Annotated in this window: 13 protein-coding genes; 9 read left to right on the top strand and 4 right to left on the bottom strand. The window is 71.2% G+C overall.

Annotated elements, in window-relative coordinates:
* A partial coding sequence (locus tag CJ226_RS01795) for an NCS2 family permease (RefSeq protein WP_102208139.1) occupies positions 1 to 1,316 on the bottom strand: 1,316 nt, incomplete at its 3' end.
* Between the two features lie 91 nt (positions 1,317 to 1,407).
* Here CJ226_RS01795 and CJ226_RS01800 point away from each other — a divergent pair.
* From CJ226_RS01800 to CJ226_RS01835, 8 genes are all read left to right on the top strand, one after another.
* Complete coding sequence (locus CJ226_RS01800; protein ID WP_219719841.1) at positions 1,408 to 2,796, top strand: DUF6350 family protein; 1,389 nt, start codon at positions 1,408 to 1,410, stop codon at positions 2,794 to 2,796.
* Between the two features lie 51 nt (positions 2,797 to 2,847).
* On the top strand, positions 2,848 to 3,435 hold the full coding sequence (gene purN, locus CJ226_RS01805; RefSeq protein ID WP_102208140.1) for a phosphoribosylglycinamide formyltransferase: 588 nt from the start codon (positions 2,848 to 2,850) through the stop codon (positions 3,433 to 3,435).
* Positions 3,436 to 3,468: 33 nt separating this feature from the next.
* Entirely contained in the window at positions 3,469 to 5,076 is a 1,608-nt protein-coding gene (purH, locus tag CJ226_RS01810) for a bifunctional phosphoribosylaminoimidazolecarboxamide formyltransferase/IMP cyclohydrolase (RefSeq protein WP_102208141.1), read from the top strand.
* 145 nt (positions 5,077 to 5,221) lie between these two features.
* Positions 5,222 to 6,730, top strand: a complete 1,509-nt coding sequence (locus tag CJ226_RS01815; protein ID WP_102208142.1) for a DNA-3-methyladenine glycosylase 2 family protein — start codon at positions 5,222 to 5,224, stop codon at positions 6,728 to 6,730.
* Positions 6,727 to 7,224 carry a methylated-DNA--[protein]-cysteine S-methyltransferase gene (locus tag CJ226_RS01820; RefSeq protein WP_102208143.1) on the top strand — a complete coding sequence of 166 codons (498 nt, stop codon included), beginning with the start codon at positions 6,727 to 6,729 and terminating at the stop codon, positions 7,222 to 7,224. Before CJ226_RS01815 ends, CJ226_RS01820 begins: the two co-directional genes overlap by 4 nt.
* Positions 7,225 to 7,529: 305 nt before the next feature.
* Positions 7,530 to 9,476 (top strand): ABC transporter ATP-binding protein, encoded by a 1,947-nt coding sequence (locus CJ226_RS01825; RefSeq protein WP_062635940.1) that lies wholly within the window; start codon positions 7,530 to 7,532, stop codon positions 9,474 to 9,476.
* Positions 9,473 to 11,284, top strand: coding sequence for an ABC transporter ATP-binding protein (locus tag CJ226_RS01830; protein WP_062635942.1), 1,812 nt, complete (start codon positions 9,473 to 9,475; stop codon positions 11,282 to 11,284). Before CJ226_RS01825 ends, CJ226_RS01830 begins: the two co-directional genes overlap by 4 nt.
* Before the next feature lie 91 nt (positions 11,285 to 11,375).
* Positions 11,376 to 12,197 carry a hypothetical protein gene (locus CJ226_RS01835; RefSeq protein ID WP_062635944.1) on the top strand — a complete coding sequence of 274 codons (822 nt, stop codon included), beginning with the start codon at positions 11,376 to 11,378 and terminating at the stop codon, positions 12,195 to 12,197.
* 85 nt (positions 12,198 to 12,282) lie between these two features.
* On the opposite strand, the gene CJ226_RS01840 is transcribed toward CJ226_RS01835, so the two are convergent.
* Positions 12,283 to 12,741 (bottom strand): N-acetyltransferase, encoded by a 459-nt coding sequence (locus tag CJ226_RS01840; protein ID WP_025103788.1) that lies wholly within the window; start codon positions 12,739 to 12,741, stop codon positions 12,283 to 12,285.
* Positions 12,742 to 12,894: 153 nt separating this feature from the next.
* On the opposite strand from CJ226_RS01840, the gene CJ226_RS01845 reads away from it, so the two are divergent.
* On the top strand, positions 12,895 to 15,114 hold the full coding sequence (locus tag CJ226_RS01845; protein WP_102208144.1) for an NADP-dependent isocitrate dehydrogenase: 2,220 nt from the start codon (positions 12,895 to 12,897) through the stop codon (positions 15,112 to 15,114).
* Positions 15,115 to 15,199: 85 nt separating this feature from the next.
* Here CJ226_RS01845 and CJ226_RS01850 read toward each other — a convergent pair whose 3' ends face one another.
* Entirely contained in the window at positions 15,200 to 16,687 is a 1,488-nt protein-coding gene (locus CJ226_RS01850) for a L,D-transpeptidase family protein (RefSeq protein ID WP_257996448.1), read from the bottom strand.
* Between the two features lie 115 nt (positions 16,688 to 16,802).
* Positions 16,803 to 17,207, bottom strand: coding sequence for a RidA family protein (locus CJ226_RS01855; RefSeq protein WP_025103791.1), 405 nt, complete (start codon positions 17,205 to 17,207; stop codon positions 16,803 to 16,805).
* Positions 17,208 to 17,216: the final 9 nt, after the last annotated feature.

Consider the following 17,216-nt stretch of genomic DNA (forward strand, 5'->3'; position numbering starts at 1 on the left):
ATCGAGTACGTCAGCGGCATGACGGAGACCGTGAGGAACACCGGCAGCAGCACCCGGAAGTCGCCGAAGTCGATGTGCCGGATCTGCGCCATCATCATGGCGCCCACGATGATCAGGGCCGCGGCGGCGATCTCGGTCGGGACGATCGAGGTCAGCGGGGTGAGGAACATCGCGATGAGGAACACGATGCCCGTCACGACGTTCGCCAGTCCCGTGCGGGCGCCCTCGCCGATGCCGGCGCCGGACTCGATGAAGACCGTGCTGGAGGACGACGAGGTCGCACCACCGGCGATCGCTCCGACGCCCTCGACCACCAGCGCCGACTTGATGCGCGGGAAGTCGCCGTTGTCGTCGGCGAGGTTCGCCTCCTTCGCCAGACCCGTCATGGTGCCCATGGCGTCGAAGAAGTTCGTGAAGAGGAGCGTGAAGACGATCATCACGAGCGCGACGAGGCTGACCTTGCCGAGGTCGAACGAGAAGTCGACGGCGCCGATGAGGCTCAGGTCGGGGACGCTGACGGGGGAGCCGTTCAGCGCCGGGACGGTGAGACCCCAGCCGCCGGGGTTGACGACATTGCCCTCATCGTCGACGCCGCGGGCGCCGATGTGCCAGATCGCCTCGACGACGACCGCGAGCACGGTGCCGCCGATGAGGCCGATGAGCATGCCGCCCTTGATGCGGAGTGCGACGAGGATGCCCGTGAGGAGCAGGGTGATCACGAACAGCAGGCTCGGCACGGTGGCGACGGAGCCGTTGACGCCGAGGCCGACGGGCGGGGACGAGGCGCCGGTCGCGGTGACGAAGCCGGAGTTGACGAACCCGATGAACGCGATGAAGAGGCCGATGCCGACCGTGATCGCGATCTTCAGCTGGAACGGCACGGCGTCGAAGATCGCCTTCCGCAGCCCGGTGGCGGCGAGGAGCACGATCACGACGCCGTTGACCATCACGAGCGCCATCGCCTCGGGCCAGGTGACCTGGCCGACGACGGAGAACGCGACGAAGGCGTTGATGCCGAGACCGGCGGCGAAACCGAACGGCAGACGGGTGACGACGCCGAAGAGGATCGTCATGATGCCGGCGGTCAGGGCCGTCGCGGCGCCGACGGCGTTGAAGTCGAGCATGTCGCCGGCGACGTCCGGCTTTCCGGCCAGGATGATCGGGTTCAGGATCACGATGTAGGCCATCGTGACGAACGTCACGAGGCCTCCACGGATCTCGGTGCCGATCGTCGATCCGCGCTTGCTGATCTCGAAGAAGCGGTCCAGGGTACCGGTGGGGCCGGTGGACGCCGGGGCGGGCGGGGCAGTTGTCATCGGGAAACCTCCGGAGAAACGCTACCGTGTCGCCGCCCCCGCGCGCGCCCACGGGGGACGGGAAGGAACTCGTCGTAGTCTCGGAAGCGCTATGCAACGCCTCCTCGTCGCGCTCCTCGCCGCCCTCGATGCCGCCATCGCGGCGGCCATCGGGCTCGTCGTGCTGCTGGCGCCGTTGACGCTTCTCTGGACGCTGGCCTTCGGGATCACCGCCGACTGGGGCGCACTCTGGCCGCTCACCGGCACGCTCTGGGAGTTCGGCCACGGCGTCCCCCTGGAGATCACGATCCCGGACACGCTGCTCGTCGCCCTGGCGATCCCCGCAGACGCCGCGCGGTTCGCCGTCTCGGTCACGCCGCTGGCCTTCCTGCTCCTCACCCTGCTCTTCGCCGCGCGCTCCGGGGGCCGCGCGGCGCGCTCCGGGGCATGGCTGCTGGGATCACTGTCGGGGACCGTCGTCTTCGCCGTCATCTCCACGGTCGTCGCCGTCACATCGGCGCTCGGCGCCGCACGGGTCCCGCCGGCTCTCGCCATCCTGCTGCCCACCGCCGTGTACCTCGTGGGCGCGGTGTGCGGCGCCGTGCGGGTCGCGTGGGAGGACGGCGACGGCGGACTGCTCGACCGTGTCCACGACGTCATGGACGCCAGGGAGGACTGGGCGCCGGTGCCGTCCTCGATCGTGCGCGGCGCCGCGTTCGCGCTCGTGGGCGTGACGGGAGCCGCCGCGTTGGCCGTCGCCCTGTCGGTCCTCACGCGCGGCGGAGAGGTCGTCGCGCTGTTCCAGGCGACGCGGGTCGACGCCCTCGGGGCGACCGTGCTGACCCTCGGGCAGCTCGCGTACCTGCCGACCTTCGTGGTGTGGGCGGCTGCATGGCTGGCCGGCCCCGGGTTCGCGGTCGGTGCGGGGACCGCGGTGTCGCCCGCCGGCACCCAGCTCGGCGTCGTGCCCGGCATCCCGGCGTTCGGTCTGCTGCCGGAGAACTCCTCGATCTGGATGCTCATCGTGGTCCTGATCCCCGTGGCCGCCGGCGCATTCGCGGGGTGGGCCGTCCGCTCGCGTCTGGTGTGGGAGGGGACACCGCTCGGCATCCCGCAGCGGACCGCGATCGCCGTGGGGATCGCTGCGGTCGCAGCCGGTGTCGCCGCGCTCGCCGCGATGTTCGCGAACGGGTCGATGGGGCCGGGACGCCTCGGGACGGTCGGTCCGGCGGTGCTGCCGTTCGCGCTGTCCCTCGGCGCGGAGGTCCTCGTGGGTGCGGCGATCCTGCTGCTGTCGCCCCGTCACCGGGATGAACTCGCCGAAGAGCGCACGGACCGCTGGATCGCCGAGATGTCCACGCTGGCCTCCGAGGACGCCGGCGACGACCGGAGCCCGCACCCGGGCTTCGCGTCCTCCGGGGACACCGCGCCGCTGGACGCGCTGCGCGACCGTGGGACACCGCGCGGACCCGTCGAGGACGGTCGCCCCTCGCGGCCCTGACCGGCCCCGGGCCGGGACGGCGCCTATGCGGCACGCCGGTAGACTGGGCGCGTGCTCACGGTCGCCGTACTCATCTCGGGCGCCGGCTCGAACCTTCGCGCCCTCCTCGAGGCCGCTCGTCACCCCGATTTCCCGGCGCGCGTCGTCGTCGTCGGGGCGGATCGCGAAGCCGACGGGCTGGCCTATGCCGAGGAGTTCGGCATCCCCAGCTTCACCGTGCCGTGGCACGAGCACGAGAGCCGCGAGGCGTGGGGCGAGGAGCTGGGCCGTCAGCTCGCCGTCTGGTCGCCGGACCTCGTGGTGCTCAGCGGCCTCATGCGGCTGCTGCCGTCCTCCCTCGTCGCCGCCTATGCGCCGCGGATCATCAACACCCATCCCGCGTACCTCCCGGAGTTCCCCGGAGCGCACGGCGTCCGCGACGCCCTCGCCGCGGGCGTCCGGGAGACGGGCGCCAGCGTGATCGTCGTGGACGACGGGGTCGACACCGGCCCCATCCTCGCCCAGGAGCGCGTGCCGATCCGGGCCGACGACACCGAGCACACGCTGCACGAGCGCATCAAGCCGGTCGAGCGCCGGCTCCTCATCGACGTCGTCCGGCGCATCGCGACCGGCGACCTCGCCCTGACCTCCGCCCCCTGACCCCCCCGACGCCCCCGCACGAAGGAGCCCATCATGGCCGGCCCCCGCCACGACCCCACGCTCTACCGCGATCGCGACACCGTGCCGATCCGGCGCGCTCTCGTCTCGGTCAGCGACAAGACCGACCTGCTCGTGCTCGCCGCCGCGCTCGCCGAGGCGGGCATCGAGATCGTCTCGACCGGGTCGACGGCGTCCACCATCCGCGACGCCGGCTTCGAGGTGACCGACGTGGCCGCGGTCACCGGTGTCGCCGAGATGCTCGACGGCCGGGTCAAGACGCTGCACCCGAAGGTGCACGGAGGCCTGCTCGCCGACCTGCGCCTGGAGGACCACGAGCGGCAGCTCGCCGACCTCGACATCGCGCCGTTCGAGCTCGTCGTCGTCAACCTCTACCCGTTCGTGGAGACCGTGGCCTCCGGCGCCGAGGGCGACGACGTGGTGGAGCAGATCGACATCGGCGGCCCCGCCATGGTGCGTGCGGCGGCGAAGAACCACGCCAACGTCGCGATCGTCGTGTCGCCGCAGTCCTACCCGGCGATCATCGCGGCCGTGGCGCAGGGCGGCACCTCGCTCGCCCAGCGGCGGGAGCTCGCGGCGCGGGCGTTCGCGCACACCGCGGCCTACGACACGGCCGTCGCGCAGTGGTTCGCCGAGGGCACCCTCAACGACCCGGGCGACCTCCCGGCGCACCTGACGATCCAGGCCGAGCGCCTCGCCACCCTCCGCTACGGGGAGAACTCCCACCAGCGCGGGGCCATCTACACCCGCGCCGGGGGCCACGGCATCGCCCAGGCCACCCAGCTGCAGGGCAAGGAGATGTCGTACAACAACTACGTCGACGCGGACGCCGCCCTGCGCGCCGCCTACGACATGGTCAAGCCGGCGGTGGCGATCATCAAGCACGCGAACCCCTGCGGGATCGCCACGACCGCGCCGAACGCCCTCGACCCGATCGCGAGCGCGCACCTCCGCGCCCATGAGTGCGACCCCGTGTCGGCGTACGGCGGCGTGATCGCCGCGAACGGCACCGTGACGCTGAAGATGGCCGAGAACCTCAAGGACATCTTCACCGAGGTCATCGTCGCGCCGTCGTTCGAGCCCGCGGCCCTCGAGGTGTTCAAGGCGAAGAAGAACCTGCGTCTGCTGCAGCTCCCCGAGGACTGGCAGCAGGAGCGCATGGACGTGCGCCTCGTGTCCGGCGGCCTCCTGCTCCAGGACGCGGACCGCTTCCCGGACGACATCGTCTCCGTCGCCAAGAACTGGGAGCTCGTGTCGGGGGAGCGTCCGAGCGACGAGGAGATGGAGAACCTGATCTTCGCGTGGAAGGCCTGCCGGGCCGTGAAGTCGAACGCGATCGTGCTGGCGAAGGACAACGCGACGGTCGGCGTCGGCATGGGCCAGGTCAATCGCGTCGACTCGTGCCGCCTCGCGGTGGAGCGTGCGGGAGATCGTGCCGCCGGATCCGTCGCCTCGTCCGACGCGTTCTTCCCGTTCGCGGACGGTGCGCAGGTGCTCATCGACGCGGGTGTCACGGCGATCGTGCAGCCCGGCGGCTCCGTGCGGGACGAGGAGGTCGTCGACGCCGCGCGCAAGGCCGGCGTCACGATGTTCTTCACGGGGGAGCGTCACTTCTTCCACTGACCGACACCCCGGTCTTCCGCCGAGGCCCCAGCGTGCGCACGTCTGCGCGCCGGGGTCTCGGCGCGTAGGCGGGGTCTCGGGGGAGGGAACCGCGATGTCCGATTTCCGCCAGCCGTAGCCGTGCGGGGGTGAGAGAGTGGAGGACATGAACCCCTCCTTCGACGAGCGCTACCGGGCGATCAGCGCTCGGGACACCCGCTTCGACGGGCAGTTCGTCACCGCCGTGCGCTCGACCGGGATCTACTGCCGGCCCAGCTGCCCCGCGCGCACCCCGAAGCCGCAGAACGTCACGTTCTATCCGACGAGTGCCGCGGCGCACGAGGCCGGCTACCGCGCGTGCAAGCGGTGCCTGCCGGAGGCCGCCCCCGGGTCGCCCGCCTGGGACGTCCGCGGAGACACGGCCGCGCGGGCCATGCGCCTGATCGCGTCCGGCGTGGTCGAGCGCGAGGGCGTGCCAGGACTCGCGTCGCGGCTCGGCTACTCGAGCCGTCACCTCACGCGGCTGCTGACGACCGAGCTCGGCGCCGGACCGCTCGCACTCGCGCGAGCGCACCGCGCCCACACGGCCCGCATGCTCCTCGTGGGCACCGACATGCCCATCGCGGACGTCGCCTTCGCCGCCGGTTTCCACAGCATCCGTCAGGGCAACGACACGATCCGCGAGGTGTTCGATCTCACGCCGGGGGAGCTGCGCGCCCGCCGCCGCACGCCCTCCGCGGCCGTACCCGGAACGATCGACCTCGTCCTGCCGTATCGGGGGCCGTTGGATGCCGCCGGGGTCTTCGCCTGGATGGCGGCGCGGGCCGTGACGGGGGTCGAGGAGACCACGGCGACCTCGTTCTCCCGGCACCTCCGGATGCCGGGCGGCCCCGCGTGGTTCGAGGTGCGCCAGGACGAGGCGGACCGTCTCCGCCTCCGTGCGCGGGTCGCGCAGCTCAGCGACCTCGCACCGCTCGTGGCGACCGCGCGCCGCATCTTCGACCTCGACGCGGACCCGCTCGCGGTCGACGAGGCCCTGGCCGCGCACCCGCCCCTCGCCCCCCTGGTCGCGCGGACCCCCGGCATCCGCGTGCCCGGGGCTGCCGATCCGCACGAGATGCTCATCCGCGCGATGATCGGGCAGCAGATCACGGTCGTCGCCGCCCGCACCGCGCTCACCGCCCTCACCGACGCGCTGGGGGAGCGGACCCCCGACGGCCTGCTGTTCCCGACGATGTCGGCCATCGCGGCGCACGGGGCCGAGGTGCTGCGCGGGCCCGCCGCCCGGATCCGCGCCATCACGGGAGCCGCCGCGGCCTTGGCGGACGGGAGCCTGACCCTCACCGTGGGGGATGACGGTCCGACACAGCGCGCCGCCCTCCTCGCGATGCCGGGGATCGGACCCTGGACCGCCGACTACGTGCGGATGCGGGTGCTCGGCGATCCGGACGTGCTGCTCCCCGGCGACGTGGCTCTCCGTGCCGGTGCCGCCGCGTCCGGGCTGCCCGCCGACCCGAAGGCCCTCACCGCCTGGGCGGAGCGCACCGCGCCGTGGCGGAGCTACCTCAGCGCGCATCTGTGGCGTGCCGCCCCGATCCGTCCCGCCGGACCGCGGCGCAGATCCGCCGTCCGGCCCGCCCGCGACATCGCATCCGACACCGAGGAGACCTCATGACCGCTCTCATCCAGACCCTCGACACCCCCGACGGTCCCTTCACGATCCTCGCCGACGAGCGCCAGCGGGTGCTCGTGTCCGGATGGACCGACGACGTCGAGGCGATCCTCGGACGTCTTCCCGCCCGCGTCCGCCCCGACGCCGTGCGCGACGCGGAGACGGAGGCGGCCGACGCGGTCGGCGCGTACTACGCGGGTGACGTCACGGCGATCGACGGGGTCGCGGTCGCGCAGACGGGCACCGCCCTCCAGCTCGCCGGCTGGGCGGCGCTCCGCGGCATCGCGCCGGGGGAGCCCCTGACCTACACCGGCTTCGCGGCCCGGCTCGGCAATCCGCAGGCGGTGCGGGCCGCGGCGTCGATCTGCGCCCGCAACGCCCCGGCGCTGTTCGTGCCCTGCCATCGGGTGCTCCGCACGGACGGCTCCCTCGGCGGCTTCGCGTGGGGGCTCCCGGTGAAGGAGAGCCTTCTGGCGCGGGAGCGCGCCGCCCGCTGACCTCCGATACGAAGAGCCCGCCCCGCACGGAGCGGGCTCTTCGGCGTCCCGGGAATTCCCCTTGCGCTCAGCTGGTTCACAGGAATAGGCTGATGGGCTGTCGCGCCAACCGGACGACCTCGCCGAGCCCTTGAGGAGGACACCATGACCACGATCGCCACCGCGCGGATCGCCACCCTCGGCTCGACCCCGGCGCGCCCGCTCTCCTAGAGCCTCCGCCCCTCTTCTGCACCGGATGCCGGGCTCAGTGAGCCCGCTCTCGCATCCGTTCCCCGCTCTTCTCCCCTTCGACTCCTCTGAGAGACATGTCTTCCTCGTCTTCCGCGCAGAACCCGTCCCCCTCGTCCTCCCTCTCCACGCCCGCCGCGCTGTGGCGGCTCAAGCCGTTCGTGAAGCCCGTCATCTGGCGCCTCGCCGGCGGTGCCGCCAGCGCGCTCGCGGCCGCGCTCATCGCCCTGATGATCCCCATCGTGCTCGAGCAGATCATCGGCGGGCCGGTGCAGTCCGGAGCGCTCGACGCGATCATCTGGGGAGCGCTCGCCGTGTTCGCCCTCGGCCTCGGCGAGGCGCTCATGGTGTGGCTCCGCCGGCAGTTCGTGCTCTTCCCCGCCACGCAGGTGGAGTACCGCATGCGCACCGAGCTCTACTCGCGCCTGCAGACGCTTCCCGTCGCGTTCCACGACCGGTGGCAGTCAGGGCAGCTGCTGAGCCGCATGATGCAGGACATCGGCCTCATCCGCCGGTGGCTCGCCTTCGGCCTCGTGCTGCTGGTCGTGAACGTGCTGACGATCCTCATCGGCTCGGTGCTGCTGTTCCGCTGGCACTGGCTGCTGGGCACGATCTTCCTCGTGACGGCGATCCCGCTGTGGATCCGCGGCTACCTGTTCGAGAAGCGCTACGGCGCGCTCACCCGCCGCAGCCAGGACCAGGCGGGCGATCTCGCCACCAGCGTCGAGGAGAGCGTGCACGGCATCCGCGTGCTCAAGGCGTTCGGCCGCGGCACGCACGCCCTCCGCCGCTTCAGCCGTCAGGCCGAGACGCTGCGCGAGACCGAGATGAGCAAGGCCGGGGCCATCGCCTCGATCTGGTTCTGGCTCGACCTCATGCCGCAGATCGCCTTCGGCCTCAGCCTCATGTCGGGCATCTGGCTCATCTCGCAGGACGCGATCACGTCGGCGGAGCTCTTCGCCTTCTTCGCGATGGCCGTCGTGCTCCGCTGGCCGATCGAGTCGATCGGCTTCCTGTTCTCGTTCATGCTCGACGCGCGCACGGCGACGGACCGCGTCTTCGACATCTTCTCGGAGACGAACACCATCACCGATCCGGAGAACCCGGTGCACATCGAGAACCCGCGCGGCGAGCTCGCGTTCGAGAACGCGCACTTCCGGTACCAGGACGCGGCCGCCGACGAGCGGGACCTGCTCGACGGCATCGACCTCGTGCTGCGGCCGGGGGAGACCATGGCGCTCGTCGGGCTCACCGGCAGCGGCAAGACGACGCTGACGACGCTGCCGACGCGGCTGTACGACGTGACGGGAGGCCGGGTCACTCTGGACGGCGTCGACGTGCGCGACCTGACGCTCGCCGAGCTCCGGGAGCACATCGCGATGGCGTTCGAGGACGCGACGCTCTTCTCGGCGTCGGTCCGCGAGAACGTCCTGCTCGGACGCGCTGACCTCGACGTGCACAGCCCCGAAGCCGAGCGCGTCCTGCGCGAGGCGCTCGACGTGGCCCAGGCCGCCTTCGTCGACACGCTCCCCGAGGGCGTCGAGACGGTGATCGGCGAGGAGGGACTGAGCCTGTCCGGCGGACAGCGCCAGCGGCTCGCGCTGGCCCGTGCCGTGGCCGCCAACCCCCGGGTCCTCGTCCTCGACGATCCGCTGTCGGCGCTGGACGTCGACACCGAGGCGCTCGTCGAGGAGGCGCTGCGGCACGTGCTCGCCGACACCACCGCGATGATCGTCGCGCATCGTCCGTCCACCGTGGCCCTCGCCGACCGCGTGGCGCTGCTCGAGGACGGCCGGATCACCGCCGTCGGCACGCACGCCGAGCTGCTGAGGACGAGCCGCCACTACCGGCATGTCATCTCCAGTCTGGAAGCCGAGGAGGCCGCCCGCACCGGTGCCATCCCGATCATCCGCGACGAGCAGGCCGAGATCCACGAGACCGTGCAGGACGGCATCCGCGAGGAGGCCGATGACGAGGCGCCGGGAGGCGCCCCCCGATTCGCAGGAGAGGAGGTGCAGCGATGAGCTCCCTCACCGGAACCCAGGACGAGGACCGCTCCCGCCTCACCACGGAGGAGAGCAGGGCGATCCGCCGCCGCTCGCTGCGGCTGCTCGGCTCGCTCGTGCGTCCGCTCAAGCCGCAGATCGTGCTCGCCGCGACCGTGCTCGTCATCTCGACGGCGCTGCAGGTGGCGGGGCCGATCCTCATCAGCATCGGCCTCGACCGGGCGCTCCCCGCGGTGCTCGACGACGCCGACTGGATGCCGACGTTCGTCGTCGGCGGGATCTACCTGCTCGCGGGTGCTCTCGCCGCCGTGCTCATCGCCTGGTACGTCATCATCGCGGCGAAGCTGACTCAGGCCGTCCTGCTGGACCTGCGCAAGCGCATCTTCCTGCACACCCAGCGCCTGAGCCTGGAGTTCCACGAGTCGTACACCTCGGGGCGGATCATCTCGCGCCAGACGAGCGACCTGGACTCCATCAAGGAGCTCCTCGACGGCGGCCTGAACGAGCTCGTCTCCGGCGTGCTCTTCGGTGTCTTCACCTTCATCGCGCTGTGCGTGTGGGACTGGCAGTCCGGTCTGATCCTCGCGATCGGCGGCATCCCGCTGTTCTTCCTCATGCGCTGGTTCTACTCGCGCTCGCAGCTCGTGTACCGCGAGTCCCGGGTGATCAGCGCGAAGGTGATCGTCCAGTTCGTGGAGACCATGACGGGCATCCGCGCGGTCAAGGCCTTCCGGAAGGAGCCGCGCAACGACGAGGCCTTCCAGGGTGTGGCCGGCGAGTACCGGGATGTGAACCGTCGCTCGATGCTGCTGTTCGGCACGTTCGAGCCGGGCCTCATGGGCGTCGCGGCGCTCGTGCTCGGCGTCGTCGTGCTGTGGGGCGGCATCCGGGTCTCGGAAGGAGCGCTCACGGTCGGCGTGCTGCTGTCCGCCGTGCTCTACGTGCGCAACTTCTTCGCTCCGATGCAGGAGATCGCGATGTTCCTCAACTCCTACCAGTCCGCCACCGCGGCGCTGGAGAAGGTGTCGGGCGTCCTGGAGGAGGTCCCGACGGTGCCGGACCCCGAGAAGCCGGTCGACCTCTGGGAGTCCCGCGGGCACATCCGCTTCGACGAGGTCACGTTCGCGTACAACGAGGACAAGACGATCCTGCCCAACTTCTCGCTCGACATCCCGGCCGGGCAGACCATCGCGCTGGTCGGGACGACGGGGGCGGGCAAGTCCACGCTGGCCAAGCTCATCTCGCGGTTCTACGACCCCTCCGCGGGGACGGTGACGCTCGACGGCGTCGATCTCCGGTCGCTGCACCCGAAGGATCTCCGCCGGGCGATCGTCATGGTCACGCAGGAGGCGTACCTGTTCAGCGGGACCGTGGCCGACAACATCGCGCTCGGGCGCCCGGACGCGACGCTGGACGAGATCCGCGAGGCGGCACGGGCGGTGGGCGCCGACGCGTTCATCTCTGCGCTGCCGGACGGGTACGACACCGACGTGAACAAGCGCGGTGGTCGTGTCTCGGCGGGGCAGCGCCAGCTCATCTCGTTCGCCCGCGCCTTCCTCGCCGACCCGGCGGTGCTGATCCTCGACGAGGCGACGGCCTCGCTGGACATCCCGTCCGAGCGGTTGATCCAGGACGCGCTGCAGACGCTGCTGGCCGACCGGACGGCGATCATCATCGCGCACCGGCTCTCGACGGTGGCGATCGCGGATCGGGTGCTCGTGATGGAGCACGGCCGGATCATCGAGGACGACACCCCGGCCGCCCTGATCGGCGGCACCGGGAAGTTCGCCCAGCTGCACGCGGCCTGGCAGGAGACGCTCGTCTGACGCGCTGACGCGACAGCGGCCCCGGCATCCGCACGGATGCCGGGGCCGCTGCGTCGGGGCGCGGGCGCGCCGCGATCGGTAGCATCGAAGGATGGACCCCTTCCTCCTCGTCGCGGAGTGGTGGTGGCTCGCGCCGACCGCCGCCGCCGGGGTGACCGCGGGCGCGATCGGGGTGCGTCGTCGCAACACCCGCAGCGGCCGCCGTCTGGAGTACGACGCCGCGCGGCACGACCTCCGTGAGGCGCAGCAGCGCGCGGTGGTCCGACGGACGGCGCTGAAGGTGGCGCGAGCCGACCTCGCCCGGGTCTCCGCCGAACGGGCCGCGCAGCGCGCGAGCGCCGAGCAGGTGGCCGGCGCCCGGCGCATGCTCAAGGAGCGCGAACGCGATGCCAGGGCAGCGGCGGCCGACGTCCGCGCCCGACGAGTCAGGGTGAACGCCGCCCGGGCCGCGATCCCCGCCGGCTCCGCCCCGCGGCCGCTGGAGCGGCTGTACGCGGAGCACGAGGCAGTGACGGCGCGGTGGATGCGGTACGAGACCGACCCCGCGCTGCAGATCACTTATCCCGAGATGACGGACGTGAAGCGCCCGGAGACGGCCGCCTACCTGCGGGCGGCCGGCGCGGCGGTCGAGGCGCGTCGGCAGACGACGGGCCGCGTGACCGCCGCCGAGTACGCGGCCTACCGCGACGCCGTCGCCGAGCTGGAGCGGGCGTTCGAGGCCGCCGAGCACGCCGCGAAGGTGCAGACGGGGGAGGCGCCGCCGACTCCGGCCTGGCAGGACGCCGCGCAGGACATGCTGCACCGGTCTGCGGAGGCCATCGACCGGGCGGCCGGAGCTGCCGCGTCTGCGCTCGCCGCGTGGAACAGCCGCCGGGGGAAGGGCACGCCTCCGGGCGACAGCGGTCAGCGCTGAGAGGGATCGAGGTCGCGCCGCCCGGCGGAATCCGAGGGCGACGGAGTCTCGATGGGGGAGGGGATTCGAGACCCCGCCGCCGGTCTCAGGAGGGGACCCGGATCTCGGCGATGACCTCGCCGTAGGCCGTCTCCCCGACGGGGGTGAAGCCGACGCGCCGGAAGAACGCCTCCGGGCCGTCCTCGCCGGCTTCGTAGATGACGTTGACGTGGTCGACGCCGCGGTTGCGCGCTTCGTCGATGAGGCTCTCCACGGCGAAGCGGCCGACACCGCGACCCTGGTCGTCCGCGTCGACGTTGATGCGCCACAGCACGGAGCGGAAGTGCTCCTCCGGGGCCTCGTCGTCGAAGTTGGCGCTCACGAAGCCCACGACCTCGTTGCGGTCCAGGATCACCCGCTGCCAGGAGGTCTGCGGGTTGATGACGGTGGCCGCGATGCCGTACGAGACGGGGGCGAGGAACTGCTCCTGTCCGGGCTTGAGCGACAGGTTGTTCACGGCGACGATCGTCGCGGCGGAGAGTTCGACCATGCGCAGTTCGGACATGTCCCCAGGCTAGCCCCTCCGGTCACCGCATTCATCACTCGGGAGGACTTTTCACGGACCGGGTGCCTCCCTCGGGGCCGCCGCTTCGGGGCCGACGCCGCTCAGGTATCTTGGTATCGAGACAAATAGACCTCGTGAACGGAGAACCTCCCGGTGACCGACGACGCCATCATCTACACCTACACCGACGAGGCACCGGCACTGGCCACCGCCTCGTTCCTGCCGATCGTCCAGGCCTACACGGGCCAGGCGGGCATCGAGTTCGAGACGCGGGACATCTCTCTGGCCGGCCGCATCCTCGCCGCCTTCCCGCAGAAGCTCACCCCCGAGCAGCAGGTCGGCGACGCGCTGGCGGAGCTGGGCGGCCTCGCCACCCTCCCCGAGGCCAACATCATCAAGCTGCCGAACATCTCGGCGTCGATCCCGCAGCTCAAGGCGGCCATCGCGGAGCTGCAGCAGCAGGGGTACGACATCCCCGACTTCCCGGACGAGCCCTCGTCGCTGGAGGAGAAGGACATCCGCGCCCGCTACGACCGCATCAAGGGCTCCGCCGTGAACCCGGTGCTGCGCGAGGGCAACAGCGACCGCCGGGCCCCGCTGGCGGTGAAGAACTACGCCAAGAAGCACCCGCACCGCAACAAGCCGTTCGCGGAGGGCTCCAAGACCCGCGTCGCCACCCTGGGCCACGACGACTTCAAGCACAACGAGCGCTCGTGGGTCGCCGCTCACGACGACGTCCTCTCCTTCCGCCACACCGCGAAGGACGGCACCGTCACGGTCCTCAAGGAGGGGCTCAAGGTCCTCCCGCGCGAGATCATCGACGCGACGTTCCTGTCCGCGAAGGAGCTGGACGCGTTCCTCGCCGACACCCTCGCGGAGGCCAAGGCCGACGACGTGCTCTACTCGGTGCACCTCAAGGCGACCATGATGAAGGTCAGCGACCCGATCATCTTCGGTCACGTCGTGAAGGCGTTCTTCAAGGACGTCTTCGACCAGTACGGTACCCAGCTCGCCGAGGCCGGGCTCAGCGCGAACGACGGCCTCGGCTCGATCCTCGCCGGCCTGGCCACCGTCGCGGGTGGCGAGGAGATCGCCGCGGCGTTCGACAAGGCCATCGCGGAAGGGCCGCGCCTGTCGTACGTGAACTCCGACAAAGGGATCACGAACCTGCACGTGCCGAGCGATGTCATCGTCGACGCGTCCATGCCCGCCCTCGTCCGCAACGGCGGCAAGCTCTGGGGCAAGGACGGCGAGGAGGCCGACACGATCGCGGTCATCCCCGACTCCTCCTACGCGAGCGTCTACCAGGCCGTGATCGACGATGTGATCGCGAACGGCCCGCTCGACCCCGCCACCATCGGCACCGTGCCGAACGTGGGTCTCATGGCGCAGGCGGCCGAGGAGTACGGCAGCCACGACAAGACGTTCGAGATCGCGGCGGACGGCATCGTCCAGGTGCTCGACAGCGAGGGCACCGTCCTCATCGAGCACGAGGTCGGCGCGGGCGACATCTGGCGTGCGACGCAGACCAAGCACATCCCGGTCATGGACTGGGTCAAGCTCGCGGTCGGCCGCGCCCGCGCGACGGGTGCCCCGGCCGTGTTCTGGCTCGACGCGAACCGCTCGCACGACGCGCAGATCATCGCGAAGGTGCACCAGGGTCTCGCCACGCTCGACACCAAGGGCCTGACGATCACGATCCTCGCGCCGGAGGAGGCGACGCGGTACACGCTCGCCCGCATGCGTCACGGCCTGGACACCATCTCGGTGACCGGCAACGTGCTGCGCGACTACCTCACCGACCTGTTCCCGATCCTCGAGGTCGGCACGAGCGCCAAGATGCTCTCGATCGTGCCGCTGCTCGCCGGCGGCGGACTGTTCGAGACGGGCGCCGGTGGCTCGGCTCCGAAGCACGTGCAGCAGCTGGTCGAGGAGAACTACCTGCGCTGGGACTCGCTGGGCGAGTTCTTCGCGCTGGCGGCCTCCCTCGAGCATTTCGCCGACCGCACGGGCAACGAGAAGGCCCGCGTGCTCGCGGAGACGCTCGACGCCGCGACCGGCACCTTCCTCGAGGAGGACCGCTCGCCCGGCCGTGCTCTCGGCACGATCGACAACCGCGGCAGCCACTTCTACCTCGGCCTGTACTGGGCGCAGGAGCTGGCGACGCAGACGAAGGACCCGGAGCTCGCCGCCGCCTTCGCGCCCATCGCCGAGAAGCTCGCCGCGAACGAGGAGACGATCGTCTCCGAGCTGAACGCGGTGCAGGGCTCCCCGGTGGAGATCGGCGGCTACTACCGTCCGGACGAGAAGCTCGTCGAGGCGGTCATGCGCCCGTCCACGACGCTCAACGAGATCGTCGACGCCCTGCGCTGAGACGACGAGAAGGGGGCGGATGCTGCGGCATCCGCCCCCTTCTGCTGTCTTCCCCAGCCGGCTTCGCCCGGTGCAGGGCTCCGGGTCAGTTGTGGACAGAGACCTCGAGACCCTCGGGGGACCAGTTGTAGACGTACTTGGCGAGGTCGACCGGGAGGTTGACGCAGCCGTGGCTCATCCGGTTGCCGAAGTTGTTGTGCCAGTAGGTGCCGTGGAAGCCGATGTTCGGGGCGAACCAGGTGATCCAGGGCACGTCCTCGGTACAGTACGGCGCCCCTTCGAAGCAGCCCATGTCCTGCATGGCGGTGTGTGCGAAGACCTTGAAGTTGCCGGTCGGTGTCGGAGTCCCCGGGAGACCGGTGGACACCGCCCAGGACTGCACGACCTTGTCGTTCTCGAACAGGTACGCCCGCTGCGAGCTCAGGTCGATCTCGGCACGACGGAACAGATTCGTCGTCTCGAAGGGGGTCTCGCTGACCGGGAGAGCGAACGCCCCGTTGCCCGCGGCCAGCTGTGTCGCGAACTGGTCGGCGATCTGCGAGGTGTCGCCCAGCGCGCGTCCGGTGGCGCCCTCCTTCTCGGCGCGCAGCACCGTACCGGCGGAGTCGACGATGTTGGTCGCGTTGACGGGCGCGCGGTCCACGGCGGCGGGCAGCGTGTCGACCGTGGCCTGGATCGCCTCGGGGTCGGCCTCGATGCGGAGCTGCCCGTCGTCGTCGACCACGGTCAGCCAGGAGGCCGCGACCTCGGGGGAGACGGGGACGGTCCGCTCCTCTCCGACGTAGAAGCCGATCGTCGAGAGCATGGTGTTGAGCGTGGTCGCCGTCGCCGTGGCGTCGTCGTCGGACACGGCCGGCGCGGCTTCGGCCGGACCGCCGGGGTACTCGAACGTCGTGCGGCCGTCGCCCACGGCCTCGACGAAGGCCGCGTTCAGATCGGCCACGTCGATGCCCGTTCCCGGAGTGGACGGGGTGACGGTGTAGGCCCCCGTCGCGGCGTCGAAGACGACACCGGCGTCGACCGGGTCGACGAAGCTCCCGGGGACGGCGCTGCGGAGAGCCGCGGCGGCGGTCTCCTGGTCGAGCACGATGTCGGCCGGCACGGGGTCGCCCATCCACGCGCCGAGGTTCCACATCGGGTGCGCGGAGAACGCGGCGTCGGCGAGCGCGGTGGCATCGGCGGTCGCGCCCAGGTCGGCGCCCGTGAGCACGGCGTCGTCGCCCTCGCCTGTGAGCGTGACCTCGGTCTGCGCGAGGCGGGAGCTGATCGCATCGGCGGCGGCCCCGGGGGTCATCCAGCCGACCGGGATGCCCGCGACGGTGGTGCCGGGGGCGATGAGGATCATCGAGGCGGCGCCGGCACCGAGCGCGACCACGCCGAGGCCGAGACCGATCCACAGGCCGAGGCGGCGCTTCTTCGGGGCGGGCTCGACGGGAGCCCAGGCCAGGGGCTGCTCGCCGGTCTGCGGAGGCACCGTGTCGGTCGTCGCCTCCGGCGTCAGGACGCTCGTCGGTGTCGCATCGTCGGGCTGTGCCCCCGTCGCAGTGCCCGGTGTGGAAATCAGATCGGTCACGAACTACACCCCCCGCAGTCTCGACGTGTCCTGTCGTCCATGGTACGGGATGGCTGGTAACGGGGAGGCAACGGTCCTGATAAGGTGCCTCCCCGTTCGCCTGGGGTGTCGGAGGTCAGTCGACGACGGCGAGCCCGTCGATCTCGACGAGCATCTCCTCGCGGGGAAGTCCGGTGAAGACGGTGGTCCGCGAGGGCAGCACGCCGCTGGTCGTGTGGGCCTCGACGAATGCGCCGTACGCCTCGTTCATGATCGGGAAGTCCTCGCGCTTGGTGAGGTACACGCGCAGCATCACGACATCGTCGAACGTGGCGCCGGAGGCCTCCACGATGGCCTTGACGTTCTCGAGCGTGCGGGTGGTCTGCGCCGCGACGTCGCCCGGGTACAGGTACTCGTTCGTCTGCGGGTCGACGGGGCCCTGGCCGGAGACCTGGACGATCGGGCCCTTGCGGACGCCCTGCGAGAAGGTGTGCGCGGGAGCGGGGGCGGCGTCGGTGGAAACTCGTGTCTTCGCGGTCATGCCGCCAGC

It is taken from the genome of Microbacterium sp. UMB0228 (genome assembly GCF_002871415.1).
Taxonomy (GTDB): domain Bacteria; phylum Actinomycetota; class Actinomycetes; order Actinomycetales; family Microbacteriaceae; genus Microbacterium.